At 72.8% G+C, this 20,475-nt stretch carries 15 protein-coding genes and 2 pseudogenes; 4 read left to right on the forward strand and 13 right to left on the reverse strand.

What is annotated here, in order from left to right; all coding sequences use genetic code 11:
* Positions 1-77 precede the first annotated feature (77 nt).
* Complete coding sequence (locus ACZ34W_RS18985; protein ID WP_465605841.1) at positions 78-1,217, reverse strand: PucR family transcriptional regulator; 1,140 nt, start codon at positions 1,215-1,217, stop codon at positions 78-80.
* Positions 1,218-1,304: 87 nt separating this feature from the next.
* Here ACZ34W_RS18985 and ACZ34W_RS18990 point away from each other — a divergent pair, with 87 nt between their 5' ends.
* Positions 1,305-2,369: a ferredoxin reductase gene (locus tag ACZ34W_RS18990; RefSeq protein WP_465605535.1), complete on the forward strand. Its 1,065-nt coding sequence runs from the start codon at positions 1,305-1,307 to the stop codon at positions 2,367-2,369.
* Between the two features lie 7 nt (positions 2,370-2,376).
* Complete coding sequence (locus tag ACZ34W_RS18995) at positions 2,377-3,501, forward strand: fatty acid desaturase family protein (protein WP_465605537.1); 1,125 nt, start codon at positions 2,377-2,379, stop codon at positions 3,499-3,501.
* Positions 3,502-3,534: 33 nt separating this feature from the next.
* On the opposite strand, the gene ACZ34W_RS19000 is transcribed toward ACZ34W_RS18995, so the two are convergent.
* Together ACZ34W_RS19000 and xylB are read right to left on the reverse strand one after the other, a co-directional pair.
* On the reverse strand, positions 3,535-4,728 hold the full coding sequence (locus tag ACZ34W_RS19000) for an ROK family transcriptional regulator (protein WP_465605539.1): 1,194 nt from the start codon (positions 4,726-4,728) through the stop codon (positions 3,535-3,537).
* 73 nt (positions 4,729-4,801) lie between these two features.
* Entirely contained in the window at positions 4,802-6,232 is a 1,431-nt protein-coding gene (xylB, locus tag ACZ34W_RS19005) for a xylulokinase (RefSeq protein ID WP_465605541.1), read from the reverse strand.
* 96 nt (positions 6,233-6,328) lie between these two features.
* Here xylB and xylA point away from each other — a divergent pair, with 96 nt between their 5' ends.
* Complete coding sequence (xylA, locus tag ACZ34W_RS19010; protein ID WP_465605543.1) at positions 6,329-7,501, forward strand: xylose isomerase; 1,173 nt, start codon at positions 6,329-6,331, stop codon at positions 7,499-7,501.
* Positions 7,502-7,633: 132 nt separating this feature from the next.
* Here the strand turns inward: xylA and yjfF are convergent, their stop codons facing one another.
* The 4 genes and pseudogenes from yjfF to ACZ34W_RS19030 all read right to left on the reverse strand — a co-directional run.
* Positions 7,634-8,605 carry a galactofuranose ABC transporter, permease protein YjfF gene (gene yjfF / locus ACZ34W_RS19015; RefSeq protein ID WP_465605545.1) on the reverse strand — a complete coding sequence of 324 codons (972 nt, stop codon included), beginning with the start codon at positions 8,603-8,605 and terminating at the stop codon, positions 7,634-7,636.
* On the reverse strand, positions 8,602-9,687 hold the full coding sequence (locus ACZ34W_RS19020) for an ABC transporter permease (RefSeq protein ID WP_465605547.1): 1,086 nt from the start codon (positions 9,685-9,687) through the stop codon (positions 8,602-8,604). The genes yjfF and ACZ34W_RS19020 overlap by 4 nt, the downstream gene beginning before the upstream one ends.
* On the reverse strand, positions 9,684-11,207 hold the full coding sequence (locus tag ACZ34W_RS19025) for a sugar ABC transporter ATP-binding protein (protein ID WP_465605549.1): 1,524 nt from the start codon (positions 11,205-11,207) through the stop codon (positions 9,684-9,686). The genes ACZ34W_RS19020 and ACZ34W_RS19025 overlap by 4 nt, the downstream gene beginning before the upstream one ends.
* A 78-nt stretch (positions 11,208-11,285) precedes the next feature.
* Positions 11,286-11,729, reverse strand: a pseudogene (locus ACZ34W_RS19030) (substrate-binding domain-containing protein); the annotation flags it as partial.
* Positions 11,730-12,016: 287 nt separating this feature from the next.
* Here ACZ34W_RS19030 and ACZ34W_RS19035 point away from each other — a divergent pair.
* Positions 12,017-14,515: a glycoside hydrolase family 9 protein gene (locus ACZ34W_RS19035; protein ID WP_465605551.1), complete on the forward strand. Its 2,499-nt coding sequence runs from the start codon at positions 12,017-12,019 to the stop codon at positions 14,513-14,515.
* Positions 14,516-14,783: 268 nt separating this feature from the next.
* Here ACZ34W_RS19035 and ACZ34W_RS19040 read toward each other — a convergent pair.
* From ACZ34W_RS19040 to ACZ34W_RS19065, 6 genes and pseudogenes are all read right to left on the reverse strand, one after another.
* Positions 14,784-15,726 (reverse strand): annotated as a pseudogene (locus tag ACZ34W_RS19040) (glycoside hydrolase family 6 protein).
* A 46-nt stretch (positions 15,727-15,772) separates the two neighbouring features.
* Complete coding sequence (locus ACZ34W_RS19045; RefSeq protein ID WP_465605553.1) at positions 15,773-16,381, reverse strand: aldose epimerase family protein; 609 nt, start codon at positions 16,379-16,381, stop codon at positions 15,773-15,775.
* 148 nt (positions 16,382-16,529) lie between these two features.
* The gene (gene araA / locus ACZ34W_RS19050) at positions 16,530-18,038 is read right to left on the reverse strand and encodes an L-arabinose isomerase (protein WP_465605555.1); all 1,509 of its coding nucleotides are present in this window, start codon (positions 18,036-18,038) and stop codon (positions 16,530-16,532) included.
* Positions 18,035-18,238 (reverse strand): hypothetical protein, encoded by a 204-nt coding sequence (locus ACZ34W_RS19055; RefSeq protein ID WP_465605557.1) that lies wholly within the window; start codon positions 18,236-18,238, stop codon positions 18,035-18,037. Before ACZ34W_RS19055 ends, araA begins: the two co-directional genes overlap by 4 nt.
* Positions 18,202-18,723, reverse strand: coding sequence for an L-ribulose-5-phosphate 4-epimerase (locus ACZ34W_RS19060; protein WP_465605559.1), 522 nt, complete (start codon positions 18,721-18,723; stop codon positions 18,202-18,204). Before ACZ34W_RS19060 ends, ACZ34W_RS19055 begins: the two co-directional genes overlap by 37 nt.
* Positions 18,720-20,417 (reverse strand): ribulokinase, encoded by a 1,698-nt coding sequence (locus tag ACZ34W_RS19065; RefSeq protein WP_329485143.1) that lies wholly within the window; start codon positions 20,415-20,417, stop codon positions 18,720-18,722. Before ACZ34W_RS19065 ends, ACZ34W_RS19060 begins: the two co-directional genes overlap by 4 nt.
* Positions 20,418-20,475 lie beyond the last annotated feature (58 nt).

Raw genomic sequence — 20,475 nt, forward strand, 5'->3', positions numbered from 1 at the left:
GCCCGGCCTTCGGTTGGGGAATCGCTTCTGATCCCTGGCCCGCGCGCGGACGCGGTCGTGGACGCCCGGAGTACGCGTCAGCCGGCCGGAAGACCCACCGCCAGGGTCAGTTCAAGGACCCGGTACGGCGATGCGAGATCCGGGAACAGCTCCCGCAGCTGCGACATCCGGTACCGGACTGTCTGGGGATGGACGAACAACGCCGCCGCCACCTCGTCCCGCCTGCCCTGGTGCAGCAGCCACGCTCGCAACGTCTCCTCCAGCCGCCGCGCGGTCGCGACGGGCAAGGTCCGCAACGGTGCGAGCGCGCGGGCACGCAGGTCTGAGAACGCGTCCATGTCGGCGCTCAGCACCAGCTCGGGCAGGTGGGCCTCGGTGTCGCGGATGTCAGCGGAGAGGGAGCGCGCGCGTACGGCTCGTGCGTACGAGGCGGACGCACGAGTCCACGGCCGGGCCGGGCCGACCACGGCGGTGCGGTCGGCCAGCTGCCGCAAGAGATGCGATCGGTCGGCATCGGGAACGAGCAGCACACCGGTGGCGTCCGGCAGATCATCGAGGACGAGGGTGCCCGGGTCGAGCGCGCGGTAGGCAGGCCGGGCCTGGGCGGCGGGCAGCAGGACCGCGGTCAGCGAATTCGGAGGCTGCCACCCGGCCCGTTGAACCGAGGCCAGCAGCACGTCCGGGCTCGCGTCGGCGAGGAGGTCGCGGGCCAGGTGTTCCAGGTGGCGCTCGCGGGCCCTGCCCCGAGCCGCCAGTTCGTCGGCGTGGCCCGCGGCGCTCGCGGCGGAGAGCTCGTCGATATAGGCGAAGGTCAGCTCCGCGAACTTGGCGACCTCGGCGGCGGGCAGACCTACGGGTACGGCACCCGCTGCCAGACACCGCCAGGCCACGCGGGCGCCGACGCGGTAGGCGCTGAGCAGGGCGTCCATCGAACGGCCGTCGCGCACCTCGCCGCGGCCCAGCTCGTAGGCTGCGTCACCGGCGTCGCCGCCCGTGGCATTCCCGCTCGCGAGGTCCAGGTAGTGGCCCAGGGCGGTGCGGACGGCTCGGCGGATGGTGCCGCCCATGCGGCCCGAAAGGGCGTTCGCGTAAGGAGGGACCTCGTCGATGATCGCCTGGACGACCTCGTCGGCGGTGGACCTCAGCGCGGCCCGAAGCGCGGTGACCGTCGTCTCGTCCAGGACCAGCTCGCTGGCCCTCCGGATTGCTTGACTCACGCTTTTGTTCCCTGCGAACAATTCGGTCGACCAGATTCACGTCCTACGGTCAGGACTTTACACCCTGAGGCGCAGCAAGCTGGAGTCATGACGAGTGCAGCCCTCCGCAAGAGGGCGTGGAAACTGCTGGAGATGGTCACGACGCCGCTGCTGCCGTCGGACTACCTCGACCTGGTCAGCCCGCTGCGTGCGGGCGCCGACCTGCGCGGGCGCATCGAGGCCGTGCACCCCGAGACGGGTGACGCCGCGACCGTCGTGATCAGGCCGGGGCGGGGCTGGCGCGGCCACGCGGCCGGTCAGTACGTGCGGATCGGGGTCGACGTCGACGGGAGGCGCCTGTGGCGTGCCTACTCCATCACCTCGCCGACAGACCGCCAGGACGGCCGGATCACGATCACCGTGAAGGCGATCCCGGACGGCAAGGTCAGCAACCACCTGGTCCGCAGGGCGACACCGGGCACGCTGGTCCAGCTCGACCAGCCGACCGGTGACTTCGTGCTGCCGCCTGCCAAGCCCGCCAAGGTGCTCTACCTGACGGCCGGCAGCGGCATCACGCCCGTGATGGGCATGCTGCGCGACGTCGAGTTGGATGACGTCGTCATGGTCCACTGTGCGCCGCGGCCCCAAGACGTGATCTTCCGCAACGAGCTGCACGGCCTGGTCGCGGACGAGAAGCTGCGCCTCGCCGAGGTGCACAGCGCCACGGACGGCAAGCTCGACATCGCCCGCCTCGGCGAACTCGTGCCTGACTGGGCCGAGCGCGAGACCTGGGCCTGCGGGCCCGCGGGCCTGCTCGACGCCGCGGAGGAGTACTGGACCGAGCACGGTGTCCGGGAGCGCCTGCGCACCGAACGCTTCCGACCCCGCATCGTCGTCGCCGGCGACGGCGACGGCGACGGCGAGGTCACGTTCAGCGCCACCGGCACGACAGTCGACGCGGACGGCGCCACGCCGTTGCTGGACATCGGCGAGGAGGCCGGCGTGCTCATGCCCTCCGGGTGCCGCATGGGCATCTGCTTCGGCTGCGTCACGCCGCTCAAGGCGGGCGCCGTCCGCGACCTGCGCACCGGCGAGATCACCGAGGCCGAGCCGGGCGTCCTCATCCAGACCTGCGTGTCCGCCGCGGCGGGCCCCTGCGACATCGAACGGTAGACGCACCTTGACCGCCATCGACCCCACCGCCCACCTGACCGCGCAGCAGATCGAGGAGCTCGGCCGCGAGCTGGACGCGATCCGCGACGAGGTGATCGCCGACCGCGGCGAGAAGGACGCCGCCTACATCCGCAAGGTCATCTCGGCGCAGCGCAAGCTCGAGCTGGCCAGTAGGGGCGTGCTGCTGTTCTCGGTCTTCCCGCCCGCGTGGCTGCTCGGCACCGCCGGCCTGTCCGTGGCGAAGATCATGGACAACATGGAGATCGGCCACAACGTCCTGCACGGCCAGTGGGACTGGATGCGGGACCCGAAGATCCACTCCACCACCTGGGAGTGGGATCACGTCTCGCCGGCCGAGCAGTGGAAGCACTCGCACAACGAGTTGCACCACACGTACACCAACGTGATCGGCAAGGACAACGACCTCGGCTACGGCATCATGCGCGTCGACGAGGACCAGAAGTGGCACCCGGCCCACCTCGGCCAGCCGCTGTGGAACTTCCTCAACGCCTGCTTCTTCGAGTACGGCATCGCGGCGTACGACCTGGAGCTCGGCAAGAACCTGCACAAGCGCCGCCGCAAGGACCCGGAGTTCCGCGCGCGGGCCAAGGCCGTGGGCCGCAAGATCCGCAAGCAGGTGCTCAAGGACTACGTGATCCACCCACTGCTGTCAGGCCCGTCGTTCCTCACCACGCTCGCCGCCACGTTCACCGCGAACCTGGTCCGCAACATCTGGTCACACTCGGTGATCATGTGCGGGCACTTCCCCGAGGGCGTACAGGTCTTCGAGCGCCGGTCGATCAAGGGCGAGACACGCGGCCAGTGGTACCTGCGCCAGATGATGGGCTCGGCGAACATCAGCGGCAGCAGGGCCATGCACTTCATGACCGGCAACCTGTCGCACCAGATCGAGCACCACCTGTTCCCGGACCTGCCGAGCAACCGGTACGCCGAGGTCGCGGTGAAGGTGCGCGCGCTGTTCGAGAAGTACGAGCTGGAGTACGTCACCGGGCCGCTCCCCGCGCAGGTGTTCTCCGCGTGGCACAAGGTCTTCCGGCTCTCGCTGCCCACCAAGAAGCCCGAGGTCATGACCCCGGCCGGGCACGCGACGGTCGTGGTCCAGCACCACTGACACGGTGACGGCCCCGGGACGCTCCGCGGGCCGTCAGCCGACGGACAGCAGGGTCGGGTCCGCCATGATCCGGCGGATCGTGGTCTGCGCCGCGCCCAGCACGGGTCCGCGACGCCCCAGGGCGGACGAGCGCAGCGCCTCCGGGGCCCAGGGCCGGACGGTGACCCGGTCGGTGAGTTCGGCACGGACGGACGGCAGCAGCCACGCGGCCAGTTCGGCGTAGGTGCCGCCGAGGACGAGGCCGTCCGGGTCGATGAGGTCGACGGCGGAGGTGAGGGCGAGGCCCAGGGCACGGCCGGCGCGGTCCAGGGCCGCCAGGGTCGGCGGGTGCCCGGCACCGGCCCGCTCGGCCAGCAGGGCGACCGGGTCGCCGGCCTCCGCGGGTGCGGCCGGACCCGGGTCGTGCTGCGCCAGACCGGCCTCTCGCAGCACGGCCGCCTGGCCCGCGTACTGCTCCAGGCAGCCGCGCGCGCCGCAGACGCACCGGAGGCCGTCCGGGTGGACGGGGATGTGGCCGAGTTCGCCGGCGAAGCCGCGGGCGCCGCGGAACACCTGCCCGTCGATGACCAGGGCGGCGCCGATCCCGGCGTCCGCGGAGACGTGCACGAAGGTCTCCGCGGCCTGCTCGGCGTTCCAGTACTCGGCCAGGGCCCCGAGGTTGGCCTCGTTCTCCGGCTCGGGCGCGGTGTCCGGATCGGGCCAGTGGTCGGCGACGCGGACGGTGTGCCAGCCGAGGTTGGGCGCGCGATCGACCTGTCCGGCGGGTTCGTTCGGCACCACCCCGGGCACGGCCAGGACCCGCCCCTCGACGCGGAGGCCGAGGTCGCGGGCCTCGGCCTCCGCGTCGGCGGCCAGCGCGGCGACCTCCGCCAGCACCTGCCCGGCCGGCCGGCGGGCGTTCGACCGTTCGACCCGGCGCCACACCCGGGGTTCTCCGCGCAGGTCCACGACGCACGCGCCGAGGTGCATGACGCCGATCTCCAGACCGAGGCCGGCGGGGCCCCGGTCGCTCACCGACAGCGCGCGTCCGGGGCGGCCGACCCGTCCGTCGGGGGCGGTATCCGTCTCGGTCAGCGCACCCCGCCCGATCAGTTCGTCGACCAGCGAGGAGACGGCCGCCCGGGTCAGACCGACGCGTGCGGCGACATCCGCGCGGGACAGCGGGCGGCTGAGCGGGTTGTGCGCGGCGACCGTGCCGAGGACCACCGAGAGGTTGCGCCGTCGCATGTCCTGTTGCGAAGCGGGCCCGGAGCCCCGGCTGTGCCCCGTTCTGCCGACCACTCCCACGCGCGGGCCCCTCCTACCGGTCCTCGGCCGGGGCTCCCTGCAAGGCCCCGGCCCGACGCAGGGTACCGCTGATCCGTTCGAGTGCGTCCGCGTCCCGTGCCACGGGCTCCAGCACCGGGCCGTCGGCGGTGCGCCACCGGCGGGCCACCGCGTCGGCGGGCTCGCCCGTGAGCAGGGCGGCGGCTTGGGCGGCCGCGCCGAGTGCGACCGGTTCCCGCGCGACGGGTACCCGCACGGCCCGGCCCGAGAGCCGCAGGACGGTCCGCTGCCAGGCGCGGCCCCGGGCGCCGCCCCCGATCAGCAGCAGCGGCTCGTCGCCCGCCGGCTCCTCGCCGCCCGCGCGCAGCACCTCCTCCAGGGCGGTGAGCAGGGCGTGGGCCGCGCCGTCGTAGGCGGCTTGGAGCACCTCCCCCGGTGTGGTGTCGTGACGGAGTCCGTGGACCAGGCCTGACGCGCCGGGCAGGTCCGGTGTGCGTTCGCCGTCCAGGTAGGGCAGCACCACCACAGTGCCGCCGTCCTCGACCTCCTCGCGCCCGCGTCCGAGGAGGCCGGCGACGCGGTCGACGGCGAGGGTGCAGTTGAGCGTGCAGGCGAGCGGCAGCCAGCCGCCGAGGGCGTCGGCGAAGCCCGCGACCGTCCCGCTCGCGTCCACCGGCCTCTTCCGGCCGACGGCGCAGACCGTCCCGGAGGTGCCGAGGCTGAGCACGGGCTGCCCGGGCCGCAGTCCCAGCCCGAGGGCGGCGGCCATGTTGTCGCCGGTTCCGGCGGCCACCAGGGCCCCCTCGCGCAGCGCCGTGCCGGGGCGGACCAGGCCGGCCGGTGCGCCCGGCACGAGGACCTGCGGCAGCAGGGCCGGGTCGAGGCCGATGCGGTCGAGGACGTCCTCGTCGTAGCCGTCCGGCCCCCACCAGCCGGTCCCCGACGCGTCGCCGCGGTCGGTCACCGCCTCCCCGGTCAGCCGCTCGGTCAGGAAGTCGTGCGGGAGGCGGACGGCCGCGACACGGTCGGCCGCGGCCGGCTCGTTGGCGCGCAGCCAGGCCCACTTGGGAGCGGTGAAGGCGGCCGTCGGCAGGCTGCCGGTGCGCCGGACGATCTCCGCCGGGCCGATCCCGGCTCGCAGCGCGGCGGCCTGGGGGGCGGACCGGACGTCGTTCCACAGCAGCGCCGGGCGCACCGGTGCGCCGGCCGCGTCGAGGGTGACCAGGCCGTGCTGCTGGCCGGCGATCGAGACGGCGGACGCGCGTCCGGCCCAGCCCGTCCGCGCGACGGCCTCTTCGAAGGCCCGCCACCACTGCTCGGCATCGCTCTCCCGGCCGGCACCCTCGCTGACGGTGTGCGGGGCTCGACCCTCGCCCAGGACCGTGCCCGTGTCGATGTCGACGGCGAGGGCCTTGGTGGACTGGGTGGAGCTGTCGACGCCGATCACGACACGCTGCTCAGCCATGCGTTCCTCCGATGGGGGGTTCCTTCTGACGCCCCGGCATACTAATTTGTTGAGAGCCCTGACAAACACCCCTGCGCACCGATCCGGAGCCGCTCCATGTCCAGCGACCCGCTCGCCCCCACCCCCGCGCACAAGTTCACCTTCGGCCTGTGGACCGTCGGCTGGCAGGGTCGCGACCCCTTCGGCGACGCGACCCGCCCCGCCCTCGACCCCGTCGAGACCGTGCAGCGGCTGGCCGGACTCGGCGCCTACGGCGTCACCTTCCACGACGACGACCTGATCCCCTTCGGCGCGGACGACGCCACCCGCGAGGAGACCGTCAAGCGCTTCCGCGCCGCGCTGGACGCCGCCGGACTGAAGGTCCCGATGGCGACCACCAATCTGTTCACCCACCCCGTCTTCAAGGACGGCGCCTTCACCGCCAACGACCGCGGCGTGCGGCGCTACGCGCTGCGCAAGACGATCCGCAACATCGACCTGGCCGCGGAGCTCGGCGCCTCGGTCTACGTCGCCTGGGGCGGTCGCGAGGGCGCGGAGTCCGGCGCGGCCAAGGACGTGCGCACCGCGCTCGACCGGCTGAAGGAGGCCTTCGACCTGCTCGGCGAGTACGTCGAGCAGCAGGGCTACGACCTGCGGTTCGCGATCGAGCCCAAGCCCAACGAGCCGCGCGGCGACATCCTGCTGCCCACGGTCGGCCATGCCCTGGCGTTCATCAACGAGTTGGAGCGCCCCGAACGGGTCGGCGTCAACCCGGAGGTGGGCCACGAGCAGATGGCCGGGCTCAACTTCCCGCACGGCATCGCCCAGGCCCTGTGGCACGGCAAGCTGTTCCACATCGACCTCAACGGCCAGTCCGGCATCAAGTACGACCAGGACCTGCGCTTCGGCGCGGGCGACCTCCGGCAGGCCTTCTGGCTGGTGGACCTGCTGGAGTCGGCCGGCTACGACGGCCCGCGCCATTTCGACTTCAAGCCGCCGCGCACCGAGGACTTCGACGGCGTCTGGGCCTCGGCCGCCGGCTGCATGCGCAACTACCTGCTGCTGGCCGAGCGCTCCCGCGCCTTCCGGGCCGACCCGGAGGTGCAGGCCGCGCTCGCCGCATCCCGGCTGCCCGAACTCGCGCTCCCCACCGCCCAGGACGGCCTGGCCGGCCTGCTCGCGGACCGCTCCGCCTTCGAGGAGTACGACGTCGACGCCGCCGCGCGGCGCGGCATGGCCTTCGAGCAGCTGGACCAGCTGGCCCTCGAACACCTCCTCCGGGCCCGCTGACCCCGTCACGGCGAAGCCGGGTCGTGCGAGCCGCACGACCCGGCGCCCCCCGGTGCTCACCTCGGCCGATGGCCGCGGTCCGGTACCCACCCCGGCACGGCCGGGGCGGGCCGGCCGGGGTGGCGCGGTGTTCTACCGACGCCGGACGGTGTTCAGGCGCTGGAGGACGATGAAGACGAACAGCAGCCCGCCGATCACGATCCTGGTCCACCATGAGCTGAGGGTGCCCTGGAAGTTGATGACGGTCTGGATCAGGCCCAGCACCAGCACACCCAGCACGGTGCCCAGCAGGTAGCCGGAGCCGCCGGTGAGCAGGGTGCCGCCGATCACCACGGCGGCGATCGCGTCCAGTTCCAGGCCGACCGCGTGCAGGCCGTACCCGGAGAGCATGTAGAAGGTGAGCAGCACACCGCCGAGCGCCGAGCAGAAGCCGCTGATCGCGTACACGGTGGTCTTGGTCCGCCCCACCGGCAGACCCATCAGCAGGGCGGACTGCTCGCTGCCGCCGAGCGCGTACACGTTCCGCCCGAGCCGGGTGTAGTGCAGCACGACGAACCCGGCCGCCAGCACCAGCAGGGCGATCAGCACGCTCGGCGAGACGAACAGGTCGCCGAGCGGGATCCGGGTCTGCGCCATCGCGGTGTACCACGGATCCGTGATGGAGATCGACTCGATGCTGATCGTGTAGCACAGTCCCCGGGCCAGGAACATGCCTGCCAGCGTCACGATGAAGGGCTGGATCTCGAAGACGTGGATCACCCACCCCATCACCCAGCCGCCGGCCGTGCCCATCAGCAGTACCAGCGGGATGACCACCAGCGGCGGCCAGCCGTGCCGCTCGACCAGCCAGGCGGAGACCATGGTGGACAGCGCCACCACCGCGCCGACCGACAGGTCGATGCCGCCGGTCAGCACGACGGAGGACATCCCGACCGCGACCACGAGCAGGAAGGCGTTGTCGATCAGCAGGTTGAGCAGGACCTGCCCGGAGAACAATCCGTCGTACCGCACCGAGCCGACGGTGAACATCGACACCAGCAGCACGGAGGTGACCAGCAGCGGGATCTGCTCGCGAACTCTGGTCAGCAGGGTGTTGGCGTTCACGCGCCGACCTCCCGGTCGGTGATGGTGGCGGCGGGGCCCGGCCGGACGCCGCTGCGGCGGCCGGCGCCGCGCCGGGCGAGCTTGGCACGGAAGTTCGGCGACTGGATCAGACAGACCGTGATCACCACGAAGGCCTTGAAGACCAGCGTGGTCTCCGGCGGGATGCCGATGGTGTAGACGGTGGTGGAGAGGGTCTGGATGATCAGCGCGCCGAGGACGGTGCCGCCGATCGAGAACCGGCCGCCGTTGAGCGAGGTCCCGCCGATCACCACCGCGAGGATGGCGTCGAGTTCGATCCACAGCCCGGCGTTGTTGCCGTCCGCCGCCGAGACGTTGGAGGAGACCATCAGTCCGGCGACCGCCGCGCACAGCGCGCTGAACACGTACACCAGACCGACCAGGCGCATCGCCCGGATTCCGACCAGCTGGCTAGCCACCGGATTGCCGCCGACCGACTCCAGCAGCAGGCCGAGCGCGGTGGAGCGGGTGAGCAGTGCGGTGAGCAGCGCGACCAGCCCGCTGAGCAGGATCGCGAACGGCATCGCCAGCCAGTAGCCGCCGCCGATCAGCTTGTACGGTTCGCTGGTGATCGTGATGATCTGGCCGTCGGTGATCAGCTGGGCGACGCCGCGTCCGGCGACCATCAGGATCAGGGTGGCGACGATCGGCTGCACGCCGACCCGGGCCACCAGCACCCCGTTCGCGAGGCCCAGCAGTACCGCCGTGCCGAGTGCTGTGCCGACCGCGCCGAGCACCGTGCCGAGGCTCCCCGGGTCGGTGGCCTCGCTGATGTGGAGGCAGGCCAGCGCGCCGGCGATGGCGACCGTGGAGCCGACCGAGAGGTCGATCCCACCGGTGGCGATCACCAGGGTCATGCCGAGCGACACCAGGATCAGCGGCGCGCCGAAGTGCAGGATGTCGACCGTACTGCCGTACAGGTGACCGCCCTTGAGGTGGAGGGCGAAGAAGTCCGAGGTGAAGGCGAGGTTCGCGAGCAGCAGCACGGCCAGCACGGCGGCCGGCCAGAACAGCCGGTGCCGGGTCACCGCCCAGGCCCTCGGGGTGGTCGGCGCCGTGGTCATTGTTCCGCTCCGCTCGCGATGGTGGCCAGGACGCGCTCCGGGGTGAGCTCGCCGTCGTTGTCGAGTCGGGCGACCATCCGGCGGTCGCGCAGCACGCCCACGCGGTGGCTGAGCCGCAGCACCTCCTCCAGTTCGGCGGAGATGAACAGCACCGCCATGCCCCTCTCGGCGAGGTTCGCGACCAGCTTCTGGATCTCGGCCTTGGCGCCGATGTCGATGCCGCGGGTGGGCTCGTCCAGGATCAGCAGCTTGGGGTCGGTGATCAGCCAGCGGGCCAGCAGCACCTTCTGCTGGTTCCCGCCGCTGAGGTTGCGGACCAGCGCCTCCGGGTTGGCCGGGCGGATGTCCAGGGCGCGGATCCAGCGCAGCGCCAACTCGTCCTGCGTGGTGCGCGACAGCGGACGGGCCCAGCCGCGGGCCGCCTGTAGCGCCAGCACGATGTTCTCCCGGACGGTCAGCTCGCCGACCAGGCCCTCGGTCTTGCGGTTCTCGGAGCAGAACGCGATGCCGTGGGCGATCGCGTCGCGCGGGCCGCGCAGGTCCGTCTCGGCGCCGTTGATCCGCACGGTGCCGCGGTCCTTGTGGTCGGCACCGAACAGCAGCCGGGCGGCCTCGGTCCGGCCGGACCCCAACAGGCCTGCCAGGCCGACCACTTCACCGGGGCCGATGGCGAGGTCGTACGGCTCGACGGCACCCCGCCGGGCCAGGCCCTCGGCTTCCAGGAAAGCCCGGCCGGTGGCCGGCGCGGAGCGCTCGCGCCGTTTGCCGCCGGCGAGCTGGTCGAGTCCGGCGAGCTCGGAGCCGATCATCCGGGCGATCAGGTCGATCTGGTCGAGCTCGCTGGTCAGGTACTCGCCCTCCAGCCGGCCGTTGCGCAGCACGGTCATCCGGTCGCAGATCTCGTAGATCTGGTCGAGGAAGTGCGAGACGAACAGGATGGCGACCCCCTGGTCGCGCAACCGCCGTATCACGGTGAAGAGCTGGCGGACTTCGTCGCGGTCCAGGCTGGAGGTCGGCTCGTCCAGGATCAGCACCTTGGCCGAGACGTCCACCGCACGGACGATGGCCACCAGCTGCTGGACCGCGATGGAGTGGCTGCCCAGCGGTGCGCTGACGTCGATGTCCAGCTCCAGCGTGCGGACCAACCGGGCGGCCCGGCGGCGCATTTCGGCCCAGTCGATCAGGCCGAGGCGGCGCGGCTCGCGACCGATGAAGATGTTCTCCGCGACCGACAGGTTCGGGCAGAGGTTCACCTCCTGGTAGACGGTGCTGATGCCCGCCTCCTGGGCGTGCAGCGGACCGGCGATCCGCACCCGCCGCCCGGCCAGCACCACCTCGCCGCCGTCCGCCAGGTGCACCCCGGTCAGCACCTTGATCAGCGTGGACTTGCCGGCGCCGTTCTCCCCCATCAGGGCGTGCACCTCGCCGGGGAAGAGCCGGAAGTCGACCCCGTCCAGCGCCACCACCCCGGGGAACTCCTTGCGGATCCCCCGGACTTCCAGGACCGGTTGCTGACGCACCCCGGTTCTCCTCTCCTCGTGCGAACCCGGTCCGCCCGCGAGCGTTCCGCCGAACGCTCCCGGGCGGGCGGGGGCTTGTCAGTACTGGCGGGTGGGCAGCGCGGCCGCGGCCTGGTCCTGGGTGAAGACACCCTCCTCGGTCTTGATCCGCTTCGGCACCTGCTCGCCGGCCTTGACCTTCTTCACCAGGTCCATCAACTGGTCACCGAGGAGCGGGTTGCACTCCACGTCGACGTTGATCTTGCCCTGGCTCATCGCGGTGAAGGCGTCCTTGACCCCGTCGACCGAGATGATCCGGATGTCGGTGCCGGGCTTCTTGCCGGCCTCCTCGATCGCCTGGATCGCACCGAGGGCCATGTCGTCGTTGTGCGCGTACAGCACGTCGATCTTCGGCTGGGCCTTCAGGAAGGCCTGCATGACCTCCTTGCCCTTCGCCCGGGTGAAGTCACCGGTCTGCGAGGCCACCACCTTGAACTTGGCGTCCGGACCCACGGGCTGTTCCACCGCCGGCCCTCCACCCGTTCGGGGCCGACGGGCGTGAGGCCGACGCCCGGCGAGCTCCGGGTCCGCTCCCCGCCCACCCACACCCCGCACGGACGAGCCGGCGACCTCGGCAGCCCACCGACCGCCCCGGGAGCGTCGCCGGTCGGCACGGCCGGGGTCAGCTCGCCCGCCCCGCAGGATCAACGGCCTTTCGCTGCCGGTCTCTTGACGCGGCCATTGCGAAGCTGGCTTGATTGGCGAGTGGGAGCGCTCCCATCATTGCTGCCCACCCCCTGTACCCTCCCCACCCGAGGAAGGCCCCACCCGTGCCTCCTGTCACCCCCGCCCGAGGCGTGCCGCGGCGCGCGGCCGCCGTACTCACCGGCCTCGCCCTGGCCGCCGGCGCCCTGACCGCAACCGGGCTCACCGCGCCCTCCGCCCACGCCACCGCGTCCCCCGGGGCCGGCCCTGCGGCCGCGGTGGCCGACTCCCCCGTCCGGGTCAACCAACTCGGCTACCTGCCCGACGGCCCCAAGCGGGCCACCGTCGTCAGCTCCGCCACCGCCCCCCTGGCCTGGCAGCTGCGCGCCGCCACCGGTGCGCAGGTCGCCTCCGGCACCACCACGGTGCACGGCGCCGACCAGGCCTCAGGCCAGTCAACCCACCTGGTCGACTTCGGCGGCTACCCCGGTACCGGCACCGGCTACACCCTGGTGGTCGGCGGTCAGGCCAGCCACCCGTTCGACATCTCGGCCTCGCTCTACGACGGCCTGCGCGCCGACAGCATGTCGTTCTTCTACCAACAGCGCAGCGGCATCGCGATCGACGCGGCGCTGGCCGGCAGCGCGTACGCCCGCCCCGCCGGGCACCTGGGCGCGGCCCCGAACAAGGGGGACACGAGCGTGCCCTGCCAGACCGGCGTGTGCGACTACCGCCTGGACGTGCGCGGCGGCTGGTACGACGCCGGCGACCAGGGCAAGTACGTGGTCAACGGCGGCATCGCGACCTGGGAGCTCGTCAACTCCTTCGAGCGGGCCCGCCGGTCGAACGGCGACGCGGCGCTCGGGGACTCCACGCTGCGCCTGCCCGAGCGCGGCAACGGGGTGCCGGACGTGCTCGACGAGGCCCGCTGGGAGCTGGAGTTCCTGCTGCGGATGCAGGTCCCCGCGGACCGGCCGATGGCCGGGATGGCCTTCCACAAGATGCACGACGCGCAGTGGACCGGCCTGCCGACCCGGCCCGACCTCGACGACCAGGAGCGCGAGCTGCACAGGCCGTCGACCGCCGCGACGCTCAACCTGGCGGCCACCGCCGCCCAGTGCGCCCGGGTGTACGCGCCGTACGACGGCGCCTTCGCCGCCCGCTGCCTGGACGCGGCCCGCCGCGCCTGGGCGGCTGCCGGGGCCAACCCGAACGTGCTCGCCCCGGCGACCGACAACACGGGGGGCGGCGCGTACGAGGACGCAGACGTCTCCGACGAGTTCTACTGGGCGGCGGCCGAACTCCTCGCCACCACCGGCGAGTCGCAGTACCGGGACGCGGTCACCTCCTCCCCGCACCACACCGGGCCGGTGGACGGCTTCTGGTGGGGCGGCACCGCCACGCTCGGCCGGATCACCCTGGCGACCGTCCCCGGCGTGGCCCTGCCCGCCGACGACGTCGACCGGTTGCGCTCCCTGCTGACCGCCGCCGCCGACACCCACCTGTCCACCATGGCCGGCCAGGGCTACGCGGTGCCGATCCCCGCCGACGCCTACGTCTGGGGCTCCAACAGCTCGGTCGCCAACGACGCGATGGTGATGGCCGTCGCGTACGAGCTGACCGGCCGGCAGGGCTACCGCGCCGGGGCGCTGGAGACGCTGGACTACCTGCTGGGCCGCAACGCCCTGGACCACTCCTACGTGTCCGGCTACGGCGAGCGCGCCTCCGAGAACCAGCACCACCGGTTCTGGGCGCACCAGAACGACGCGACGCTGCCGCACCCGCCGGCCGGCTCCTTCGCGGGCGGCCCGGACGCCGGGCTGGAGGACCCGATCGCCAAGTCCCGACTGGCGGGCTGCGCGCCGGCGGCGTGCTACGTCGACGACATCGGCTCGTACTCCACCAACGAGGTGGCGATCAACTGGAACGCGTCGCTGGCGTGGCTGGCGGCCTTCGCCGCCGAGCGGCGCAGCACCCCTACGGCGCCCGCGGTGCAGGTGGTCCCGGCCGCGGTGACCGTTCCGGAGGGCGGCTCGGCGACGGTGGGCGTGCGGCTGTCGGCGGCGCCCGCGCAGACCGTCAGGCTGACGGTCTCCCGCTCTTCCGGTGACCAGGACCTGGCGGTGGCGTCCGGCGCCACGCTGGTCTTCACCCCGGCCGACTGGGCGACGGCCCAGCAGGTCTCGCTGACGGCGGCGCAGGACGCGGACGCGCTGGCGGGCGGCGCGGTCTTCCGGGTCGGTGGCACGGGGGTGACCGCGGCGACCTTCACGGCGACCGAGGCGGACGACGACACGGCCCCGCCTACGGCGTCCTGCTCGGTGGCGTACAGGGTGGACAGTTCCTGGGGCAACGGCTTCACCGCGACGGTCACCGTCCGGAACACCGGCACGTCGACGATCTCCGGCTGGACACTGGGGTGGGACTTCACGGGTGACCAGAGGATCACCACCGCGTGGAACGCCACCGTCAGCCAGTCGGGCGGCTCGGTGACCGCCCGGGACGCCGGCTGGAACGGCACCCTGGCACCCGGCGCCACCGCGGGTCTCGGCTTCCAGGCCGGCTACTCGGGCAGCAACGCCGCTCCGACCGGCTTCACCCTGAACGGCTCGGCCTGCGCCTGACCCCGCTGCGCCACGGCCGTTCGCCGCCGGCCCCGAGGTGGCGGACGCTTCGCACCCGCACGGGTCTCGAAGCGTCCGCCGCCTCGCGCCGTCCCGGCGACCGCGCGGCCGGAAGGCCTCGACGCCCACGTCCTGCCGGCCGGGCCCGCCCGCCGCGCCCGGGTCCGGGCAGCCGTGCGCGCCGGCACCGGAGCCGGGGAGCGGTTCCGGTGCCGGGGAGCGCTTCGGCTCGGGAGCGGCCGCGGGACCGCCCCGCACCGGTCCGCGGTCAGTAGCCGTAGATCATCTTGTAGGCGACCTCGGGCAGGAACTGTCCGGCGGTCGATCCCGTGCCGACACCGCAGTTGCCGTCCGACTCGCCGGGCACCTTGATCCACAGGAGCATCTCGGCGCCGCCGCCCCACCCGGTGGGGGTCCCGATCCGGCGTCCCGCCGGGTTGCACCACGCGCCGTCGGACCCGTTGCCGTTGCGGCTGGTGTCGACGACGAACGGCTTGGTGAAGCCCTTCGTCGACTTCAGCGCCGCGTTGACCGCGTTGCCGTACGCCACGTTCTGGGCGGTGGTGAGGTAGTTCGAGACGTTCAGGGAGAAGCCGTGGGCTCCGGCCACCCCGGCCGCGGCCAGGTGCCGGGCCATGGTCTCGGCACTCAGCCAGGCGGGGTTGCCGGCGTCCAGGTAGAGGCGGGTGTTCGGCGCCTTGGCGTTGAACTGCGCGACGGCGCCGTCGAGCAGCGCGTTGCGCTCGGAGATCTGGGCCTGGCTCATGCAGCTCTCGTCGCCGAGCGAGTCGGGTTCGAGGACGACCACCGCCGGCCGGTTGCCGATGCCGGCGGCGAAGGCGGCGATCCACGTCCGGTACTCGGCGGCGCTGCCCGCCCCGCCGCCGGACTGGCCCGCGCAGATGTCCCGGTCGGGGATGTCGTAGGCGACGAGGACGGGCAGTTTGCCGGCGGCGGCGGCCGCGCCCGGTGTAGGCACCGGTGGCCGTTCCGACGGCGCCGCTCCACTTGCCGAACCAGCGGGCCGACGGCACGTTGGCGATCGACGCCTGGATCGCGGCGGCGCGGCCGCCGCCCCGGTTGGCGTTGACCCACCGCTGTGCGCTGGAGTCGGGGTCGGCGTAGAACCCGCTGGTCGTGAGGGCGGGTCCGGCCGCGTGGGCGCTGCCGGGGTCGAGCGCGAGAAGGACGGTGGTCAGCGCGGGTGCCATGAGCAGGGACAGCCTGCGGCTCGATCGGCGCACGGTGGTTCCTCCGCTACGGGGTGGGGGTGGGTGGAAGGTCCTGGACGGCGTGGTTGGTGAGGTTGACGACGGTCGGGGCGTCCGCGCGCGCCCGGTAGCCGATCCGGAGCTGCCCGGCCGGGTCGAGCAGGTACGTCACCTCCGCGCGGAGCTCCCCCGGGAACCCCTGGTCGCCGTCCGGGCTCCGCAGGCGCAGGCGTACCCCGGCCCGCCGGCCCTCCCGGACCGGCACGCCGTCCCAGAGCCGGGTGGCGAACCCGTCCGGACCGCCGTGCAGGGTGTGGCCGCCCGGCTGGGCCCGCAGCCGGTGGGTCGTACCGTCCACCGGCACCGTGCCGCCCGCGATCCGGTTGGCGTAGCGGCCGACCGTCGCCCCGAGGTAGGCCGCTTCACCGAGCAGGTCCCCGACGCCGCCGCACCCGAGGACGACGTTCGCCCGCCGCCCGTCCCGGTCCCGCACGTCCAGGGCCTGGAGGCGGGCGCCGAGGCTGAGCACCTCTGCGGTGGCCCCCGCCGGGGACCCGATGGTCCAGCGGATGACGCGTCGCCCGTCCGGCAGGATCGCGGCGACCTCCTGGGACACCGTCAACTCGCTGCGGGAGACGAGTGCTTCTCTCGGCACGGGGTTGCTCCGTTCCATGCGGCTGGGTGGGTGGCGGCCGGACGCCGGACGCACCGGACCGGCGTTCGGCGGCTCGGGACGGACGGGTTCGGGACAGACGGGTTCGGGACAGACGGCTTCGGGACAGACGGGGTCGGGACGGACGGGGTCAGAAGCCCTGGGCCAGGCGGTGATAGGCCTGGTTCCAGCGCAGTTCCTTGGTGAACCGGCGGATGTTCGTGGCGTCGTCGATGACCAGGAGTTCCACGCCGAGCATCTCGGCGAGGTCGTCGAGTTCCTCCGTGCCCAGCGCGCTGGAGAGCACGGTGTGGTGGGGGGCGCCAGCGGTCAGCCAAGCCTCGGTGGAGGTTCGCAGGTCAGGGCGCGGCTTCCAGACCGCACGGGCGACGGGCAGGTTGGGCAGTGGCGCGGGCGGCTCGACCACGTCTATCTCGTTGGCGACCAGCCTGAAGCGGTCGCCCAGGTCGGCGAGGCCGACCACCACCGCGGGACCGGGCTCGGCGTCGAAGACCAATCGGACCGGGTCCTCCCGGCCGCCGATGCCCAGGGGGTGGACCTCGCAGGAAGGCCTGGCGGCAGCGATCGACGGGCACACCTCCAGCATGTGCGCGCCCAGGATCAACTCCCGCCCCGGCTCCAGGTGGTAGGTGTAGTCCTCCATGAACGACGTGCCACCGGGTCGGCCCGCACCGACCACCTTGAGCGTGCGCAGCAGGGTGGAGGTCTTCCAGTCGCCCTCGCCGCCGAAGCCGTAGCCGTCGGCCATCAGCCGCTGGACGGCGAGGCCGGGAAGCTGGCGCAGTGCGCCGAGGTCTTCGAAGTTGGTGGTGAAGGCGTGGAAGCCGCCCTGTTCGAGGAAGTGGCGCAGGCCGGCCTCGATCCGGGCGGCGTAGCGCAGGGCCGCGTGCTCCTCGCCGTCGGCGCGCAGTTCGGGGGCGAGGTGGTAGCTGTCCTGGTACTCCTCGACGAGCCGGGTGACGGTGCTGTCGTCCACGGCGTCGACGGCGGTGACGAGGTCGTTGACGCCGTAGGTGTTGACCGAGACGCCGAACCGCAGTTGGGCTTCGACCTTGTCGCCTTCGGTGACGGCGACGTCGCGCATGTTGTCGCCGAAGCGGGCGAGCCTGAGGGTGCACAGTTCGGCGCGGCCGGCACCGGCCCGGGCCCAGGCGGCGATCCTGGCGGCGACGGCCGGGTCGCTGACGTGTCCGGCGACGGTCTTGCGGGGGACGCCGAGGCGGGTCTGGACGTGGCCGAACTCGCGGTCGCCGTGGGCGGCCTGGTTCAGGTTCATGAAGTCCATGTCGATGCTCTGCCAGGGCAGTTCGACGTTGGCCTGGGTGTGCAGGTGGAGCAGCGGCTTGCGCAGGGCGTCCAGGCCGGCGATCCACATCTTCGCCGGGGAGAAGGTGTGCATCCAGGCGATCAGGCCGATGCAGTCGTCCGTGGCGTTCGCGTCCAGGCAGATCCGCCGGATCGCGACGGCGCCGGTGAGGACCGGCTTCCAGACGATCCGCACCGGGACGGCGGCGTCGCCGTCCAGGGTGTCGGCGATCCGCCGGGACTGCTCCGCGACCTGGCGCAGCGTCTCCTCACCGTAGAGTGCCTGGCTGCCGGTCAGGAACCAGACCTCGCGGCCTGCGAATGCTTCGGTCATCGGGGTTCGGCTCCTCGGTGGCCGGCGGGCTGCTGGCCGTAGACGTTCTGGTAGCGGTGGTTGAGGCGGTCGATGTCGGCCTGGGCGGCGATCGGCGCCGGTTCACCGAGCTGGCGCGAGAGGTGCACGGTCCGCGCCACGTCCTCGCACATCACGGCGGCCTTCACCGCCGCCTTCGCGTCCTTGCCGATCGTGAACACACCGTGATCATCAGCACGGCGGGCGAGCGGTGGCCCTCCAGGGTCTCCACGATGCCCCGGCCGATCGAGTCGTCCCCGATCAGGGCGAACGGACCGACCGGGATCTCCGCACCGAACTCGTCCGCCGTCGCGGTCAGCACGCACGGCACCGCCTCACCCCGGGCCGCCCAGGCACAGGCATAGGTGGAATGGGTGTGCACCACTCCCCCGACCTCGGGCATGTGCCGGTACACGTAGGCGTGCGCCGCCGTGTCGGAGGACGGCGCGTACCCGCCCTCGACGACGTTCCCGTCCAGGTCACAGACGATCATGTTCTGAGGCGTCAGCTCGTCGTAGGAGACCCCGCTCGGCTTGATGACCAGCAGCTCCTCACCCGGGACCCGGGCCGAGACGTTGCCGGCGGTCCAGACCACCAGGTTGTACCGGACCAGCTCCTGGTGGAGGTCGCTGACCTGGCGGCGGATGAGGTCGATGGACGTTTTCACGGGGCCTCGCTCGGTGTGGTCAGGGCGGCGTTGCGGATGTCGCGCAGGCGGTGCAGGAGCTTGTCGGGCCCGGTGCCGAAGTGGTCGTGCAGGGCGCGGTACTCGGCGAAGAGCAGGTCGTAGACGTCGGCGGCGGCCCGGTCGGGCTGGTACGCCCCGCGCCGTACCCGGCCCATCGCGGCGGCCGCGGCCCGTACGTCGGGGTAGGCCCCGGCGGCGACGGCGGCGTGGATCGCGGAGCCGAGCGCCGGGCCCTGCTCCGACGCGGCGACGGAGACCGGACGGCGCAGGACGTCCGCGTAGATCCGCATCAGCAGGTCGTTCTTCTTGAGACCGCCCGTGACGATGAACTCGGTGACGGGGACGCCGCCCTGTTCCAGGGCCTCGACGATGACGCGGGTGCCGTAGGCGGTGGCCTCCAGCAGGGCGCGGTAGACCTCCTCGGGCCGGGTGGCCAGGGTGAGGCCGACGATCACTCCCGAAAGGTGGTGGTCGACCAGCGTCGAGCGGTTGCCGTTCATCCAGTCGAGCGCGACCAGGCCGTGGCCGCCGACCGGCTGGTCCGCGATCTTCCGGGTGAGCAGCTGGTGGAGGTCCTCGCCGTTCTCCTCGGCCTCGGCGAGGTAGTCGGCGGGAACGCCCTGGCGCAGCCACCAGGCGAAGATGTCGCCCACCGCGCTCTGGCCGGCCTCGTAGCCGTACGCGCCCTCGACGATGCCGCCCTCGACCACGCCGCAGATCCCGGGGACGTCCGCGAGGGCGGCGCCGTTGATCACGTGACAGGTGGACGTGCCCATGATGGCAAGGAGCTGGCCGTTCTCGACCGCCTGCGCGGCGGGGGCGGCGACGTGCGCGTCGACGTTGCCCGCGGCGACCGCGATGCCTGCGGGCAGGCCGGTCCACTCCGCCGCCCGCGCGGTGAGCGAGCCGACCCGGGAGCCGAGCGGGGCGAGCGGGTGCTCCAGCCGGGTGCGGGCGAAGTCGGCGAAGTCGGGGTGCAGGGCGGCGAGGTAGTCCTCGCCCGGGTAGCCGCCGTCCTGATGGATGCCCTTGTAGCCGGCGGTGCAGGCGTTGCGGCTCTCGGCGCCGGTGAGCTGCCAGACGATCCAGTCGGCGGCCTCGATCCAGCGCGCGCACGCGTCGTACACGGCCTGGTCCTCCTCAAGGACCTGGAGGGCCTTGGCGTACTGCCACTCGGCGGAGATCTTCCCGCCGTAGCGGAGGATCCACTTCTCGCCCCGGGCGTGGGCCAGCGCGTTGATCCGGTCGGCCTGGCCCTGGGCGGCGTGGTGCTTCCACAGCTTGGGCCAGGCGTGCGGGCGGCCGGACCAGTGCCCGGTCTCGGCGAGCGGGGTGCCGTCGGCGAGCACCGGGAGGACCGTGCAGGCGGTGAAGTCGGTGGCGATGCCGATCACCGCGGCCGGGTCGACGCCGGCGGCGGCGACGGCCGCGGGGACGGCGGTGCGCAGCACCTCGCGCCAGTCCTCGGGGTGCTGGAGCGCCCAGTCGGGCGGCAGGCGGCGGCCGGTGCCGGGCAGGCGGTCCTCGATGACGGCGTGGGGGTAGTCGTGGACGGCGGTGCCCAGTTCCTCACCGTCGCGCACGCGGACCACCACGGCGCGGCCGGAGAGCGTTCCGAAGTCGACGCCTACGACGTATCTCTCCGAGTCCTGGGCGGCAGGAGTCACGGTCACTTCCTCATCCTTCGTACGACCGGTGTTGTCACCTGTCGCCGGCGCGGCCCAAATCCGG

It is taken from the genome of Kitasatospora sp. NPDC022856, assembly GCF_055561235.1.

Excerpts from the sequence above, each read along its gene's own strand:
- ACZ34W_RS19000 (WP_465605539.1), bottom strand. The coding sequence starts at position 4,728 with ATGCGACGGCGCAACCTCTCGGTGGTCCTCGGCACGGTCGCCGCGCAC.
- araA (WP_465605555.1), bottom strand. The coding sequence starts at position 18,038 with ATGACCGAAGCATTCGCAGGCCGCGAGGTCTGGTTCCTGACCGGCAGC.
- ACZ34W_RS18990 (WP_465605535.1), top strand. The coding sequence starts at position 1,305 with ATGACGAGTGCAGCCCTCCGCAAGAGGGCGTGGAAACTGCTGGAGATG.
- ACZ34W_RS19020 (WP_465605547.1), bottom strand. The coding sequence starts at position 9,687 with ATGACCACGGCGCCGACCACCCCGAGGGCCTGGGCGGTGACCCGGCAC.
- xylA (WP_465605543.1), top strand. The coding sequence starts at position 6,329 with ATGTCCAGCGACCCGCTCGCCCCCACCCCCGCGCACAAGTTCACCTTC.
- xylB (WP_465605541.1), bottom strand. The coding sequence starts at position 6,232 with ATGGCTGAGCAGCGTGTCGTGATCGGCGTCGACAGCTCCACCCAGTCC.